This is a genomic window from Paenibacillus sp. NEAU-GSW1 (genome assembly GCF_009737085.1).
In the GTDB taxonomy this organism is placed as follows: domain Bacteria; phylum Bacillota; class Bacilli; order Paenibacillales; family Paenibacillaceae; genus Pristimantibacillus.
In genome coordinates, this window is record NZ_WOVL01000009.1 from 1 (window position 1) to 15738 (window position 15738).

15 protein-coding genes and 1 pseudogene are annotated in these 15738 nt (G+C 47.7%); 5 read left to right on the forward strand and 11 right to left on the reverse strand.

Features of this window, described 5'->3' with window-relative positions; all coding sequences use genetic code 11:
* Positions 1-15 precede the first annotated feature (15 nt).
* The 8 genes from GOM71_RS24935 to GOM71_RS08325 all read right to left on the reverse strand — a co-directional run bounded on the left by GOM71_RS24935 (position 16) and on the right by GOM71_RS08325 (position 7992).
* Complete coding sequence (locus tag GOM71_RS24935) at positions 16-816, reverse strand: aminoglycoside phosphotransferase family protein (protein ID WP_367649519.1); 801 nt, start codon at positions 814-816, stop codon at positions 16-18.
* Between the two features lie 115 nt (positions 817-931).
* On the reverse strand, positions 932-1939 hold the full coding sequence (locus GOM71_RS08295) for an aminoglycoside phosphotransferase family protein (protein ID WP_156279750.1): 1008 nt from the start codon (positions 1937-1939) through the stop codon (positions 932-934).
* Positions 1936-3009, reverse strand: coding sequence for a ribosome small subunit-dependent GTPase A (rsgA, locus tag GOM71_RS08300; protein ID WP_156279757.1), 1074 nt, complete (start codon positions 3007-3009; stop codon positions 1936-1938). The genes GOM71_RS08295 and rsgA overlap by 4 nt, the downstream gene beginning before the upstream one ends.
* 397 nt (positions 3010-3406) lie before the next feature.
* Complete coding sequence (locus GOM71_RS24940; RefSeq protein ID WP_367649519.1) at positions 3407-4207, reverse strand: aminoglycoside phosphotransferase family protein; 801 nt, start codon at positions 4205-4207, stop codon at positions 3407-3409.
* A 132-nt stretch (positions 4208-4339) separates the two neighbouring features.
* Positions 4340-5020: a class I SAM-dependent methyltransferase gene (locus GOM71_RS08310; protein WP_156279762.1), complete on the reverse strand. Its 681-nt coding sequence runs from the start codon at positions 5018-5020 to the stop codon at positions 4340-4342.
* 228 nt (positions 5021-5248) lie between these two features.
* A complete protein-coding gene (locus GOM71_RS08315; RefSeq protein WP_156279764.1) occupies positions 5249-6349 on the reverse strand; it encodes a phosphotransferase enzyme family protein in 1101 nt (366 codons plus the stop codon).
* 65 nt (positions 6350-6414) lie between these two features.
* Positions 6415-7302, reverse strand: a complete 888-nt coding sequence (locus tag GOM71_RS08320) for a helix-turn-helix domain-containing protein (protein ID WP_367649526.1) — start codon at positions 7300-7302, stop codon at positions 6415-6417.
* Between the two features lie 96 nt (positions 7303-7398).
* Entirely contained in the window at positions 7399-7992 is a 594-nt protein-coding gene (locus GOM71_RS08325; RefSeq protein WP_156279768.1) for a histidine phosphatase family protein, read from the reverse strand.
* A gap of 338 nt (positions 7993-8330) precedes the next feature.
* On the opposite strand from GOM71_RS08325, the gene GOM71_RS08330 reads away from it, so the two are divergent.
* Positions 8331-9098 carry a class I SAM-dependent methyltransferase gene (locus GOM71_RS08330; RefSeq protein ID WP_156279770.1) on the forward strand — a complete coding sequence of 256 codons (768 nt, stop codon included), beginning with the start codon at positions 8331-8333 and terminating at the stop codon, positions 9096-9098.
* Between the two features lie 116 nt (positions 9099-9214).
* Here the strand turns inward: GOM71_RS08330 and GOM71_RS08335 are convergent, their stop codons facing one another.
* Entirely contained in the window at positions 9215-10492 is a 1278-nt protein-coding gene (locus GOM71_RS08335; protein WP_156279773.1) for a methyl-accepting chemotaxis protein, read from the reverse strand.
* Positions 10493-10855: 363 nt separating this feature from the next.
* Between GOM71_RS08335 and GOM71_RS24390 the strand changes: the two are divergent.
* A pseudogene (locus GOM71_RS24390) lies at positions 10856-11072 on the forward strand (GNAT family N-acetyltransferase); the annotation flags it as partial.
* 83 nt (positions 11073-11155) lie between these two features.
* Here the strand turns inward: GOM71_RS24390 and GOM71_RS08340 are convergent.
* On the reverse strand, positions 11156-11950 hold the full coding sequence (locus GOM71_RS08340) for an N-acyl homoserine lactonase family protein (RefSeq protein ID WP_156279775.1): 795 nt from the start codon (positions 11948-11950) through the stop codon (positions 11156-11158).
* Between the two features lie 133 nt (positions 11951-12083).
* Entirely contained in the window at positions 12084-12455 is a 372-nt protein-coding gene (locus GOM71_RS08345; protein ID WP_156279777.1) for a winged helix-turn-helix transcriptional regulator, read from the reverse strand.
* A 140-nt stretch (positions 12456-12595) separates the two neighbouring features.
* Between GOM71_RS08345 and GOM71_RS08350 the strand changes: the two genes are divergently transcribed.
* From GOM71_RS08350 to GOM71_RS08360, 3 genes are read left to right on the forward strand one after another with little or no spacing between them, the layout of a single operon-like run.
* On the forward strand, positions 12596-13327 hold the full coding sequence (locus GOM71_RS08350; protein WP_156279779.1) for a type 1 glutamine amidotransferase domain-containing protein: 732 nt from the start codon (positions 12596-12598) through the stop codon (positions 13325-13327).
* A gap of 57 nt (positions 13328-13384) precedes the next feature.
* A complete protein-coding gene (locus GOM71_RS08355; protein WP_216651732.1) occupies positions 13385-14800 on the forward strand; it encodes an MFS transporter in 1416 nt (471 codons plus the stop codon).
* Positions 14760-15395 carry an FMN-dependent NADH-azoreductase gene (locus GOM71_RS08360; RefSeq protein ID WP_156279784.1) on the forward strand — a complete coding sequence of 212 codons (636 nt, stop codon included), beginning with the start codon at positions 14760-14762 and terminating at the stop codon, positions 15393-15395. The genes GOM71_RS08355 and GOM71_RS08360 overlap by 41 nt, the downstream gene beginning before the upstream one ends.
* Positions 15396-15738: the final 343 nt, after the last annotated feature.

The window sequence follows — 15738 nt, forward strand, 5'->3', positions numbered from 1 at the left end:
GAGTAACAAATCATGCTATGTCCAATCATTGAAATGATCTGCTACAAATCGAATCTCGCTCTCATAGTGAGCCAAGTGTCCTTCATCAACCATTTTTTGAAAGGCAAGATTCCCTTCGGCAGCACCATTTCGGAGCGTATCGCACATTGTAGTCAATCGTTGAATAATCCACTGACACAGATCATTCGGGACGGGAATTCCATACGATTCAAAAAACAAATGAATGCGTTGGCGGCGCTCCGAAGCGTGTACATCCGACTGGTACTTCACCGTTTTTCTCGAAGAATGGTCTGGCTCGAAGCTCGCAAGCGGAACCGATGTATAGAGGGAATAAGCAATGTCCCACATACGCGGACCTGGACCAGCCATATCAAAATCGATCAGCCCTACAGGAATCCCCTGTTGAAAGACCACATTGTACAATGCAGCGTCATTATGACATATCACTTCGTGCTCACGTTCGCCGACATAACTAAGCTGCCATTTGCTCTTCGTCATGAGAGCTGATCCTTCAGTCGCATCATGAAAATGGCGTAAAAGACGCGCTAAACCTACAAGCGTTTCATCCGACCACATGTAAGGTTCAAGTTCAGGGTACTCATTCCCCGGGACTTCCCCTGAAATGAATGTTAATATTTCACGATCAGAATCGTCGATTCCGAGAAATCTTGGCGCTCCCTCAAAGCCTTGCTTCTCTAGATGTTTAAGCAGCTCATGAACGCACGGGCTCCAATAACCTGTGGGACGGAGAACCGTATTTTCCCTACGGACAATGTGATTCACATTTCCGCCTTTTAACACTTCTTCCTGTGTCACTATGCCTCACCTCATTTCTATAATATTTCCCTGTAATCAGGGTTCATCAAATCATTTAAGTTTAAAAAATTGCCGTTACTTGTGTTACGGTTCTCCGCGTTGTCTGTAACAATTGTCATGGGCAGGCCTTCATTTCATAGATTTTTTGGAGAACATGAAGATGCTTCGCCTTCTCGTCATCGTCCTTGGTGTGAAGATACCACTCCACGAGTCTGTACCCGAAAACTAACAGGATCAGCTCGTAGACGCAATGCTCAGCGACAGGCGGTACATCCGCATATTGGGAAAAGCCTTTGTAATACGCAGGGACGCATCGCTGGTAATATTCAACCATGTGGTCGATATCTGCTTCATCCGCGATCAGACTTGCGAGATCCTCGCCCAGGTAGCCCCAGCCGCTCGTATCCCAGTCGATGATCACGAATTTGCCGTCAGCGTAGATCAGGTTGGTCACCCAGAAGTCCCGGTGGCATAGCACGAGGGGCAATTTTTCAATACGGGCGAAAATCTCCTCCGCGTGCTCATCGATGTCGATGAGCATTTGCCTTACCTGCTGCGGGAATTCGCACGCCTCTGAGCGTATATAATTGTAGACGACCGGCCATGACCGGTAATGCAGATACGTATTCTTCATGAAATCGGCATGGCTCAGGTTGGTCAGGCTATGCAGCACGGCTGGCTGCTCCGCATACAGCTTGCCTTGGTAGCGTCCCAGCTCCAGCGCGGCCTGTTCGTACATGTCGCCCGTCAAGTCCAGACCGGTTACGCCGTCGATATAATCCAGCCACAGCTCGAATTCATCTTCTTCAGCATTGAGTTCGGCATGATAGCACGCCGGCCAGCGAAAAGCATCCGAGAACGTCGATCCCAGGTCAGATGTATACAGATCATATTCCCGGCGCCATGAATCCGGATCGTCGTAACGCTCCCATTTTTTCTGGATTTTTAGCACCATGCGGTACGGCCATTTTTCACCATCGGCGGTTTCTGCATTCCCCGTTACGAGCTGCACATCTCCCACCGTTCCGCCTCGTAGAGGCACTGCATGGCAGTCAGCGGAGACGATATTCGTTTTGAACCTTTGTTGCAGGGCAGAGATTAGCGCTTCGTTTTTTATATTCATTTTTTCCAGCCTCCGTTTTTCTTCGTTTGTTTGCTCCACATGGCGATCGATTTATTGCGGGCTCTCTTGTCGATGAGGTAGGTCGTTTTATCCTGGACATACTTGTTCTCATGACGCTGGGAGACATAACGCTCCCACCGCTCACGAGATAACGAGCCATCGGCAAGCGCGGCGAGAACGGCACAGCCCGGCTCGGCTTGATGGCGGCAATCCGTAAAGCGGCATTGCGTCAACCATTCCTCCACATCGGCAAAGCCTGCGCGAATGCCCTCGCCGGCATCAAATAATCCAAGCTCGCGCATACCCGGCGTATCGATGACCATTGAACCGGAAGGAAGCATGAACAGCTGACGATGCGTTGTCGTATGCCTCCCCCGGCTATCAGCCTCCCGAATTGCCTGAACCTTCATGACATCCTGCTCCATCAAGACATTAAGCAGAGACGATTTGCCGACGCCGGACATGCCGAGGAAGACGACCGTTTTACCGGGCGACAGGTAAGCATCCAGCTCGTTCAGCCCTTGGCCTGTATGACTGGAGATCGCGTGAACCGGCACATCAGGGATGCTGCCTGTGACTTCTGCGAGCGGGATCGTATAATCTTCAACGAGATCTGCCTTGGTCAGAATGACGATCGGCTGGCCGCCGCTATGCCTGGCCTGTGTCAGGTACCGCATGATGCGGGTAACGTTGAAGTCCCCATTCAGTGATGAAATGATAAACACATAGTCAAAATTGGTTGCGACGACCTGCTCCAGCACCGTTTTGGCATAGCCGGCAGCATGCCCGGAGTAATTCGCGCGCGAGAACTTGGCGTGGCGGGGCAATACGGTATGAATGAGTGAGTCTCCATTCTCGTTGTCGTGCAGCAGTACAAAATCGCCTACGCACGGAAAGTCTCCGCGCGTTTCCGCGCTGTGATAAAACGCGCCTTTGAGCACCGCCGTTACTTCGCCGCGCCCGGTCATAACCGTAAAGCGCTCGCGCCGAAGCTCCGTTACTCTGCCAGGCACTAATCCGTCTGGGATTGCTTCTATTTGGGTAAAGCCATAGGTTTTCAAATCTATCATGGTATTTTTTCTAGCTCCTTTACTATTGTTTTTGGACGCAAAAATGCCACGGACAAGCAGCCTCTAAAGAAGCTGCTGTCGCGCGGCATCAGGACGCAAAAAAAAGATACGACCTTCATCGTATCCTGCAAACAGCAATATTCACGAAAGGTTACTTTGAACGGCACACCAAATAATACGGACGATTTCCCGCTTTTTTTCACGTATGCCTTCTATTCAGTTTTAAGACCAAACCACCATCATATAAGTAGTTGCCATTAAAACACATCTCCTTTCGTATCAGGAACTAGCTTATCGCTAAGCTGTATTTAAAATACCCTATTCTGGAAATAAAATCAATACAATCTTACTCTCGCTATACTTCAACTATAGTAATCCACTTGAGTAACAAATCATGCTATGTCCAATCATTGAAATGATCTGCTACAAATCGAATCTCGCTCTCATAGTGAGCCAAGTGTCCTTCATCAACCATTTTTTGAAAGGCAAGATTCCCTTCGGCAGCACCATTTCGGAGCGTATCGCACATTGTAGTCAATCGTTGAATAATCCACTGACACAGATCATTCGGGACGGGAATTCCATACGATTCAAAAAACAAATGAATGCGTTGGCGGCGCTCCGAAGCGTGTACATCCGACTGGTACTTCACCGTTTTTCTCGAAGAATGGTCTGGCTCGAAGCTCGCAAGCGGAACCGATGTATAGAGGGAATAAGCAATGTCCCACATACGCGGACCTGGACCAGCCATATCAAAATCGATCAGCCCTACAGGAATCCCCTGTTGAAAGACCACATTGTACAATGCAGCGTCATTATGACATATCACTTCGTGCTCACGTTCGCCGACATAACTAAGCTGCCATTTGCTCTTCGTCATGAGAGCTGATCCTTCAGTCGCATCATGAAAATGGCGTAAAAGACGCGCTAAACCTACAAGCGTTTCATCCGACCACATGTAAGGTTCAAGTTCAGGGTACTCATTCCCCGGGACTTCCCCTGAAATGAATGTTAATATTTCACGATCAGAATCGTCGATTCCGAGAAATCTTGGCGCTCCCTCAAAGCCTTGCTTCTCTAGATGTTTAAGCAGCTCATGAACGCACGGGCTCCAATAACCTGTGGGACGGAGAACCGTATTTTCCCTACGGACAATGTGATTCACATTTCCGCCTTTTAACACTTCTTCCTGTGTCACTATGCCTCACCTCATTTCTATAATTTTAAGGCCATCCTTTGTGGGATGGCCCTTTATATATTTATTTTATTCAAGGGCTATCGTGTGGCAGCCATGTCGGTGTTCAAAAATCGTTCTCTGCTAATTCAACGCTTACCTCCGTACTTTCTTGCCAACAGCAAGCCCTAGTCCCAACCAACGTCCTGCATCGTGCAGAATAAAATCCTTTTCACCGTCATAATATCGGAAATTATCGAGCATCCATTGGTAACCCTCACTAAAGTAAAAGCTTTCCGTGATTAAAAAGCCTTGACTTTGAAGTAAATTGCGATTCCAGTCCAATGTCCGAAGCCATTTCTTATAGGACTTAAAGATATCGAAATTTCCCAAACCAATCGGCACTGGATTTAATGTGCACATAGGCTCAGCAATTCCAAAATAGCCGTTAGCGCGAGTAACGCGTGTAATTTCTTTCAGAGCTTGTTCCCTATCCTCAATCATAAAAAAGGAGCCGATACTAAAGACTGCATCAAATGCTTCGTCAGGAAATGGCATACGTTCAGCATTTGCCTTCACTGCCAGAACGTCATTATATACGCCTTGTTCTGAAGCGCATTCTTGGATAAAATTCAAGCTTTCCCACAGTTCTAAAGTAATTACAGTTACTCCCCAATGTTTAGCTAATGTTGCCGCAACTTGACCAGTACCAGCGCCTATTTCCAATATACGCATACCTGGCTTCAATTCTAAAGCAGTAATCAGAGGCAAAGCCATTTCGTAAGAACCGGCGCCTACTGGAGTTGGATTTTGGATACTTAGAAAAGGATTATTCAAGACAGTTTTCTCCCATATGGGGAGTCGCAGTTATAGGGCTAATTATGCGCTTGGTTCCCCGTTTTTTTGCCCATTATACTTCTTACTTTTCATGTAAACCGCCTCCATTCCCTAGATATTCCAAGTTTATCAAAAAATAATAAACAATGCTACCCGTTTGACAATTCTGCATTTTCGTCCGCTACCCAAGCCATAATGGAGATAAACGGCAAGGCCGCAACAAAAAGACTAAATATTTCTTTTCTCATACTCAAACGGCTCTTCACAAGAGTAAATTTCATGTAAAAATCCTTTATACGGAATATCGTCTTCAAAACATTTTATCCGATACGACAGCTCCTCATCACACTCCGGCTCTTCGCCGTTGTTCCGCATGACCTCGAATGCATCTATAATATTTTCCATGAGGCTTACTTGGATAAACAACGGCAGCTTATCCACCATCGAATCTTCAATTTCGGTCTCGGATCTGTATCCTTCAAGTACTGTTTTAAAATAATCATCCATGAACTTTTTGCGTTTTCCGGCGTCTGGCTCAAATTGTATCCAGCCCACTCCTAGTATCCAGAGACCCGCTAGGTCAAACATATACCAACCGAAAAGCGAATTATCGAAATCATATACGGTAATTTGCCCGGTATCAAAATCTATGGAGTAATTCCCATCGTTGTAATCAAAATGGATCATACCAAAAGTCTCCTGGTCCCTATCCAATCCTTGTAAGGTATCAAGGAGCTCTATCATCTTCTCCTTAACCAGGGATAAAGAACCCGGTATCAGTGAATCGATATATTCGGCATTGTATTTGTCAAAAAAGCTATACCGGCGATGGATAGGCGTATACCCTTTCGATATTTGGTGCAGTCTCCCCAGGGTTTTACCGCAATTATAATAATATTCGGTAATTGGAACTCCTTCTCGGTACCGATAATGATTTTCTACAAGCATTTTCCCCTTAGCCTTTTCAAACAGGCAGACAAAAAAGATGTGGTTATTGTAGGTGATCTCCTCCAGCAGATTCCCCTTTCGGGAGCTGATAATATTTGAGACACTGCCTCCGTGCTCAAATAGATACCGAACAAATTCCACTTCGCCTAGGAAATCTTCTCGGCTCCTGTCTGGTAAGAAAGCGATTCTGAGTATTTTAGCCCCCTCACCCTCTTTTTCACAGGTATAAACGATATTTCGTCCTCCATCATGTGCCGGAATCAACTGGATTTCATAGCCTTCTAATCCGAACAACTCTGATACCGCTGCAAGTAAATAGGTATCTCCAATTGAAACAACTTCGTTATCGTTTATAACGATCTCTCCTTTTCGTACTGCCATCTATTAATAAATACAAAAAGAGCGTACCTCAATAGCGGCAAGCTCGATGAACTTTTTTGATCATTTTAAGCGTTTTTCATTCTGATGGGCGCAAACCACTCCATTTGACAATATTGTCCATCATACGCATCCGTATCAATTTTTTCGAAGAAGAATTCGCTATCCAGAAGCTCGTATCTTCCGTTGTGCTCATTGACAAGCCTATTGATGGCAGTATAAAGCGCCTCTGCGCGAAGCTCGCTAATCTCCTCGTAATGATGGTTCCCAATATAGCGGAAGCCGACACACATAGTAGCAGGGACTGTGTCACCTGTAAATCCGTCAGGAATAACGTTCAGATCCTTTACACGCATAGATGGCAGATAGTTCGTCCAAGTAAACGATGGATCAGTTGTCCTCGTTAGACCGTAATAGATATTGGGTTCTGCCGGATTAGGCACTTCATGCCGCTTTTCCCGCCAAAACTGTTTGGCCGCTTCGGGCGCTTTGGTCGGCGCTTCAGCGATCTCAATTCGATACCTTCGCCCGATTAGATGAAAGGATGGAATCATGACCATATTTGGCCCGTATACCATATTTCCGCAAACATCGTTCTTTGGAAATAAATGAAGTGGAGGGGTTACGTGAATGTTTCTACCGGATTCCCTGCATTCGCCAGGCGTTATCCCATATTCGCGTTTAAACGCGCGTATGTAGGTTTGTTCATGCTCATAACCGCTTTCGATGGCAATGTCGAGGACCCGCCTCTCGGTTTGCATCAAATTTTCCAAGCTGACAGCCAGCTTTCGAGAGCGGATATAGCTTTGCAGCGGCACGCCAAAAGCGAACTTGAAAAGTCGACGCAAATGAACAGTGGAGATCGGGAGATCGTTCAGATACTCTGTCTCGCTCGTACCCGAAACCTTTTCTTCTATTCGGGATAGGAGCTCAGAAAGAAGTTTGTAAGGTTGTATAGCCTATGTCACTCTCCTGGTATTTTCGTTTCTTACATAATGGTACGGTTCTCCTCGCCGTCTGTAACGGCAAGTTTTCGTTAGCCTAGTATATTCTCAAGCATTTAATCGTAGCAATGACTTTTCTTCTCCCCAATGTACTACTGTTAACCCACAATTATCGATATGTACTCTTTTCATATGTTCTTGATCTATTTGAAGTACAGAAATTAATACAGCGCATATGACTCCCCAGTGTGTCACCACACCAATATGCTCTCCGACGTGGTTTTTTGCGAGTTCATTCAACATATCTTCAACACGGCTAGCTACATCGAGCAAACTTTCTCCGCCTGGATAAGGAGTGGAATACCAGTCTTTCTGGTCACGCTCCGACCACTCAGGATGTGCTTGATGCATTTCTGCCCAAGTTAATCCTTCGCAAACTCCACCTTGCGCTTCTCGCAATCGATAATCGCTTTTTATTTTGCTAATCCCTAACTGATCAGCGAGAACTTCTGATGTCTGTAAAGCTCTTCGAAGATCTGAGCTATAAATTGAATCTAATTTAATTTTATAAAGTTTTTCAGCCAATATATGAGCTTGTTGTAATCCGACCTCATTAATGGGCACATCAAAGTGGCCCATGAGCCTCTTTTCCTTATTCCAATCCGTTTCACCATGTCTCATAATATATAAAGTAACAGACATTTGAATCCCCCATCAGTGAATACACGCCTAAAATATCAGTACTTCAGAGTATTCGAGAAAATGTTATATTCTCCTTGTTGACCGATTCAAGGAAGCCGCGTCTGTAACAAATTTGCATGTAAAAAAAGGCTGTAGTATGACTTTCACGACAGCCTTTACCCGTTTGTCTTGTCCTGTTGACCAAATTTTACCTAGAAACTATAATTGGAATAATTTCATACGAAGGTGAGTGATTCTCATGCAAATGCTTAAATCCAACGTGTCCATCTATACGGTGCGGAAGGGATAAATCTAAATGATCCCTTCCGTGGTACATCTACATTCGGAGGGAAAAGTGCATGTCGTTTAGCTACTATGGAGAATTATGTACAGAGGTCTATGACCTCACTAAGAAAGTCGGGCAATCTTTTGGCGGTGACGTAGAATATTACCGTGATAGACTAAAGCATTGTAAGGGTCGTATCCTTGAAGCAATGGTCGGTTCTGGACGGGTAATCATTCCGCTTCTCGAATCGGGTCTTCATGTAGATGGAGTTGACTATTCTCCTGAAATGTTGGCTTCTTGCCGTCAACGTTTTGAGGAACGAAACTTAGTCTCCAACTTGTATGAATCAAATCTTCAAGAACTGTCTTTGCCCGATAAATATGAAGCTATTATTATTCCAGGCGGCTCTTTCTTGTTAATTGAAAAACGAGAGGAGTCACTAAACGCTTTGAAGCGCCTTTACCACCACATTCAGCCAGGCGGGCGTCTAATTCTTGATCTTTTCCTGCCTGACAATAATTTTGAGTGCGGTCAGTTTGGTGGAACGTCAACATTCAACTTGCCGAATGGAGACATCATCACAATGGAAAGCAAGCTTGTTGAAGCAGATTTATACAATCAATACAAAGTTTCATATCTAAAATATGAAAAATGGCGTAACGGCGCACTTATCCAGACCGAATTACAGCGTTTTGCATTACGTTGGTATGGTATCGAAGAATTTAAGCTCGTTTTAGAAAGCATCGGCTTTTCGAATGTGGTTGTATCAGCTGATTTCGAATACGGCAAAGCACCAACAAATGGGAAGCAGAAATTTGTTTATGAAGCGATACGACAGTAAATAGACTACAGAGGTTCTTGGTTTTAAGCCAAGGCCTCTGTTTTTTCTTCCCACCCTAATAATCGAAAGCAGAGACAACGCAGTGAAATTCGCCGTGAACCGATGGAATCCGCATACTAAAATTGAAATTTTCCAATGCCGCTTTGCAAAGCACGGGTCATATTTTGCAGTTCGTTGGACGCTGCGGCGACCTCCTGAACCATCGCATTCTGCTCTTGTACAGATGATGAGATTTTGTTCAGCTTTTCCGCATTGTCTTCAGCCACATCGGCTACCCGCTCCGCGCCGGAAAGCATAGCGTTCATTTTCAAGGATTGTATGCCCATCAGCTCCGCTATGCGGTTGACTGCCTGGACGGTTCGATCGGCGGATTGCGAAATCCGTTGCAGACTGCCCACCGTTTCATTCGTTTGGTCCGATCCCGTATCGGTGTGCCGAGCCTGCGCTTCCATGCGGCCGACCGCAACGGTCAAGTCGCCTTGAATCGCCTCGATTAAACCCGCAATATGCTGCACCTCCATAGTCGTGTGGTTCGCCAGCTTCCTAATTTCAACAGCAACCACTTGGAAGCCTTGTCCATGCTCACCGGCATGGGCCGCTTCAATAGAAGCATTCAAGGCAAGCAAGTTGGTTCGGGCTGCAATCTCCTCCACGACATGAATAATCTCATCGATCTGCTCGGCATGCTCCTCCAGCCTTCTCATGATGACTGTTGTTTCGTTGCCCTCTACCGCCAAACGATTCATGGCAGTCGACAAGGAATCGATGGCCTCGTTGCTCCTGACCATTGCCGCTGCCATTTGCTCGGCATCCTGCTGGGCGGCAACCGTGCAAGCTGCCGCATCCGCCGATATTTCAGCTATTTCCTCAATCGACGCGTACATCGTCCGCGATAGCTCCGCCTGCGTATCCGTATTGCAGGAAATTTCATCCACCCGCTCCGCTATGTCCGTCAGAAGCTTCGCCGTTTGTTCCAGCGTTAGCCGCAACTGCTCCACTTCGGATCCGGTAGCGGTAGAATGCGCATCAATATCGGCGACGATGCCGCGCAAACTTGCAATCATCTGGTTAAACGATGCGGCGAGTTGCCTTAATTCATCCCGTGAGCTCGGAACGGCTACCCCTACCTTCAAGTCCCCTTTAGCTGCGATTTCAGCCGCTCTCTGCAAATTATTGAGCGGCTTAACCAGCCATCTCGCCGTTATCCAGCCAAGAAGACCCGTCCAAAACACGCCTAATCCAAAAATGATACCCGAAAAAAACAATAACTCCATTCTCGGAGCCAAGTAGTCCTTCAACACAAAAATAAAAAACGCGCTCGTACCATATGTAATTGTAGCCACTGCGGAAATCCCTACAACAATCTTCATCACCAGACTGGTTGAAATCTTCATTCGTCTGCCTCCTTATGTATGGGGGTCATAAGTTGCGCGAGCTGCATGATCATCAAGCCACACTTGTTCATTATGAACCTTTCCGAATCAATCCACTGTGATTAAAATCACACTTTTATCTTGATGCAAAACTACTGAGCATATAATCGTTACTTATACTGCCCAATAGAGATGTTGATTTTATAATAGCCGTAGACAAGAATCTCATCCAGCAGCTTCGACAGTTGGTCATGATCAGGCACTTGGACTTTTAAAATAAATGGAGGAAACGGTTTCATGGCTACCTGTAAGCAAATTGGCGTTGCTAAAGAGCTGAGCGTTGAGAAGGAAGATTAATGATATAATTAATTTCATTATGTAAGACTCTGGGAAACTGTGACACCCTATTTTGAGAAACGAAACATCAACTTCTATGTGAATAAGTGCGGATTGTCAAATCGTCGAGTTCTACAATGAATATCACTCTGACCCGCATATGCATGACAATAGACACGAGAATGACAAGTCCATGCCAGGTGGTGAAGACTTCTTCAAATTTCGAAAGGTTATGAAGAAAGAGAAGCATGGACAAGACGGTTAGCCGAATGTACTTTAGCCACCTCATAGTAGTTATAGCGACACCCGGAAGACTCTTCTTTCGTTAATTTCGCACGCTAATCCGGATCAGCTATATGTCGCGGGAACGATCGCCGGATCATGGTTCAGGAGCACGCCGACACAATCAGCACTCTCCGAGAACGCCTTCACCCATTGCAAAGACTGTACAGCTTGCCGTTCGTCCGTCGTAATCCCCGGTAGGATCAACTCCTCCAAAGACCGTCCCGTATAGCCCGTATCCGAAGCGAGCAACAGCCAGCCTGCGCGAAGCCTTATGAGAACGGACAGCTGTCCCGGCGTGTGTCCTGGTGTATCGACGAGGTAGATCTTTCCGTCTCCGAAAATATCTCGGCCCCGTTTGTTAGGACCGTAAGGAATAGATTCATAGGTAAACGTCTGGACAGGCAGCTCTCCATACCATGCCAATTTGTGCGGCTTTGCGTTCGCCAGCTCAGGCTCGCTGACCCAGAATGAGCGAGCGCCTTTGAGTAGCGACAGCCCGCTAATATGATCGACGTCCAGATGCGAGATAATGACAATATCGATATCGCTTGGCAATAGCTGCCGCGCCGCTAGCTGCTCTTTAATCGACCAGCCTGCAGGCAGCTCGTATTCCACGAAACTAGCTGCCGCGCCAAGATGGGCTTGCGCCTTCGTGCGGACATCCTCATGCCACCCTGCATCGACCACGATATTTCCGTCAGGATGCTCGATCAAGTACGACGATATCGGCAGCCACATCCGATAAGCCTCTTCCCTGGCATGAACGGGCGGTACGACATCGAGCTCTTTGTATGGCAGCGCTCGGTCTACCTTTACCTTGCCCGTATGCATAACGTGAACTTTAATTTGTGATTCCATGTAACCACCAGCCAATCTCTCAGTAATCGACGATTCCTCGACGAGAACAATAGTACAACTGGTACGCTGGCGCAAGTACGCACTTACACGATGGGTACTTACCGGACGGTAAGTAAGCCCCTTCCGTTACAATTCAATAGACAGGTGTCTGGTCGGATTGTTGCGGGTCGTCCGGATTATTCGTCTTAAACTTCATTCCCCACTGCTGCATGAGCTTCAAGATCGGCTGAATCTCTTGCCCGAGCTCGGCCAGCTCGTACTCCACCATCGGAGGGATGGTCGGATATACCGTTCTCGTAACGATGCCCGCCCCTTCAAGCTCCTTAAGCTGCTGCGCCAACATCTTATCCGTAATGTTCGGAAGTGAGCGTCTTAGCTCGTTGTAGCGTTTGGCCCCTTTGCGCAGCTGCCATAGAATAAGCGCCTTCCACTTACCCATAATCGTATTCAGCGTCAATTCGACCGGACAGTTGTACGTGTATTCGTTCATACGATACTTCGTCATCCCATCACCGCTTTCCCAATAGTAAGTAGGTTACAAGAATGTGCATTCTTCTCAGCGCCCACGATTAGGATTTATTATAGGGGCTACAATCCGGCAAACGCAATGGTGCGGATTGAATCCATCCGAATGGGAGTCAGAACATGAATGAAGCTAGCAAGCAACAGAAGGTATTATTAATCGTCGCGAACCCCTCCGTGTCGACGACGTTAGGCTGGCCTGTCGGCTATTGGTTGTCGGAGTTAACGCATGCCTACTACGAATTGACCGAGGCCGGCATCGAGGTGACAATCGCCAGCCCGCAAGGCGGCAAAGTCGAAATGGACACCTACAGCGATCCACGCAATCCGGACGGCTATGCAATGGATGATATCGTATCGCTCGGCTATTTGCACTACGAGCCATTCCTGAAGCAGTTGGAGGATACACCCTCCATCTCGCAATTTTCTTCATCGGAATTCGATGCCGTCCTCGTCGCAGGAGGCATGTCGCCGATGTTTACCTTCGCGGCAGATCTGTCCTTGCAGCGGTTATTCACCGAATTCTTCGAGACTGGTAAAATCGCGTCAGCGTTATGTCACGGCACTGCGTTGCTGTTCGAATGCCGTCTAGCGGACGGCTCGCCGCTCGTCCAAGGGAGGACCATAATCGGAGTAACGAATGATGAAGAGGATGCTTTCGACCGCATGGCCGGACAGACCGTCATGCCGTTCCGAATCGAAGATCGCGCTGTCCTTCAGGGCGCAAAGTTCGTTCATGGAGCACCGTTCGAGCCTTATGTCGTACGGGACGGGAACTTAATTACAGGACAGCAGCAGCATTCCGGCAAGCTGACGGCACGTCTCGTCGTCCGGGCGTTAAACGGTGAGGCGTGACGTGTTCCGGTATCCGGTAATATGACACAGTTAACGCCTTCGAATAGACGCTCCTTAATGGTGATGGTGATGGCAGCGCTTTTATTCGCCGCCGTCAACCAGACGATGATCGGAACCCTCTCCCCTCGCATCTCGATGGAATGGGACCGGATTCGAGACATGAATGACCTGTTCAACGTATTTCAGCTTTTCTGCGCCGTTGCGACGGCGCTGTCAGGCAGTCTATCCGATCGAATCGGCCGTAAGCCATTGCTTATCGTCGGCATCAGTGTACTGATGCTTGGCACTCTACTTTGCGGACTATCCGCATCGATGGATCAGTTAATCCTATTCCGGGCGTTACAAGGCTGCGGCGTCGGCATTCTAATCGCGACCTCATTCGCCGTCGTCGGCGATCTGTTCGCGCCTCGGGAACGCGGGACATGGCTAGGCATATTGACATCCGTATATGGCGCAGCCAGCCTCATCGGCCCGGTATTAGGCGGCTTAATCGCAGACCGAGCGAGCTGGAGATGGGCGTTCTTCGTCTCCCTCCCGATCGGGCTCATCGCGCTTGCGTTCATAACGGGAAGATACCCCTCAAGCCCGCGAACGAATCGCAGTCCCTTTGATTACAAAGGCGCTCTGTCGCTAACCATCTTCTTATCCGCTCTCTTGCTCGCCATCTCGCATAGCGGTTCAGGATCACAATTTCCTGCGTCTCTGATCATTGGCCTGTACGCCTTATCTGCCGGTTGTGCAATATGGTTCTGGGCAATCTGCCGAAGCAACCCGAACGCGATCGTGCCTACCGGCTTGTTCCGCAATCGCGAATATGCGCTTTCTTGCCTTGTCGGCTTCACGACGAGCGTCAGTATGTTCGGAGTGATGCTGTATCTCCCCTTTTATGTGCAGCAGGTGCTAGGCTCCTCTGCGTCACAATCGGGACTCGTCATGGTCGCACTCTCGATCAGCCTATCGCTATCCAATGCGAGCAGCGGATGGCTGCTCGCACGTAAAGGCACACTGAGGCCAGTCGCCTTTTCTGGATTAATTGTTATGCTAGTCGGCAACGTCTTATTGACGTTCATGGACATGCAGACGGACATTCTGCAAGCCTCATCGTATTCGGTCGTCTACGGATTCGGACTAGGTATCGTACTATCGGTATACGCATTGATGGCGCAGAACACCGTCGCTCGGTCGATCGTCGGCTCAGCTACTGCGACCTATCAGCTCACGCGTCAGCTTGGCGCGGCGATCGGCATTGCCGTCATGGGCTATGCCTTCGAGTCGCGCTTGGCAAACCGTTCATCAGCTCTGACCGATACTCCAAATGCGCTTCACAATTCCATCGAGATTGTCTGCCAGATCGGGATCGCAGCGACGCTAATCGCACTCATCCTATCGTTATTCATCCGCCAACCCGCCATTAAGAAGGAGGAACATACCATTGTCGACCCTGTTGTACGTTACCGCAAATCCGAAAGCTGAACAGGATTCTTTCAGTCTTTCCGTTGCCCGCAAATTCATGAACGCCTATGAAAAAAGCAATCCAGAGCACCGGATCATAGAAGTGGACCTGTATCAGACGCAGGTCCCGCTGTTGGATCGTGATGTATTCAATGGCTGGAAGAAGCTGCAAGAAGGCGTATCCTTCACGGACTTAGCCGCTGACGAACGTTCAAAGCTCTCTTTCATGAACGCGCTGCTCGAGCAGTTCGTCTCCGCGGACAAATACGTGTTCGTCACGCCGATGTGGAACTTCGGGCTGCCTGCCATCATGAAAGCCTATATCGATAACGTTTGTATCGCAGACAAGACGTTCCGCTACACCGAGAACGGACCTGTCGGACTATTGTCCGGCCGTAAAGCATTGCATATTCAGGCGCGGGGAGGCATCTACTCAGAGGGACCGCTCGGGGACAAAGAACTAGGGGATCGTTACTTGCGAACAGTCCTGTCGTTTATGGGCATTAGTGATGTTGCTTCCATATACGTAGAAGGCATGGGACAGCTGCCAAGTGAAACGGAGCGAATCCGAGCTCGTTCGATCGCGGCTGCCGAACAAATGGCTCTCGTGTATTGATCTGCCATAAGGGAAATGAAATCGCGGTTAGCTCCAGATAATTAAAAGTGATTGTTGACTCCAGCAAAAAGTATGAGAGCACCCTCCCGGCATATAGAAACGTTCTCGCTATCGCAATCGCTCCGATTGCACGCTGTATGCCTCTCAGTTCTTACTCCTCTCCTGTCTGCGATTGCTGTCGTTTTTTGAAAAAAGGATTGCCAAAAAAGCTTGTCAATGTTATTATCCTACTTAATTCATCGGATAAGTATTTATTAATAAATAGATGACTCTGCCGGACAACCGGAGAGACGCTTGCAAGAAGAAGGCGTCTTTCCGGTTGTCCGTTTTGTTATTCACAAGG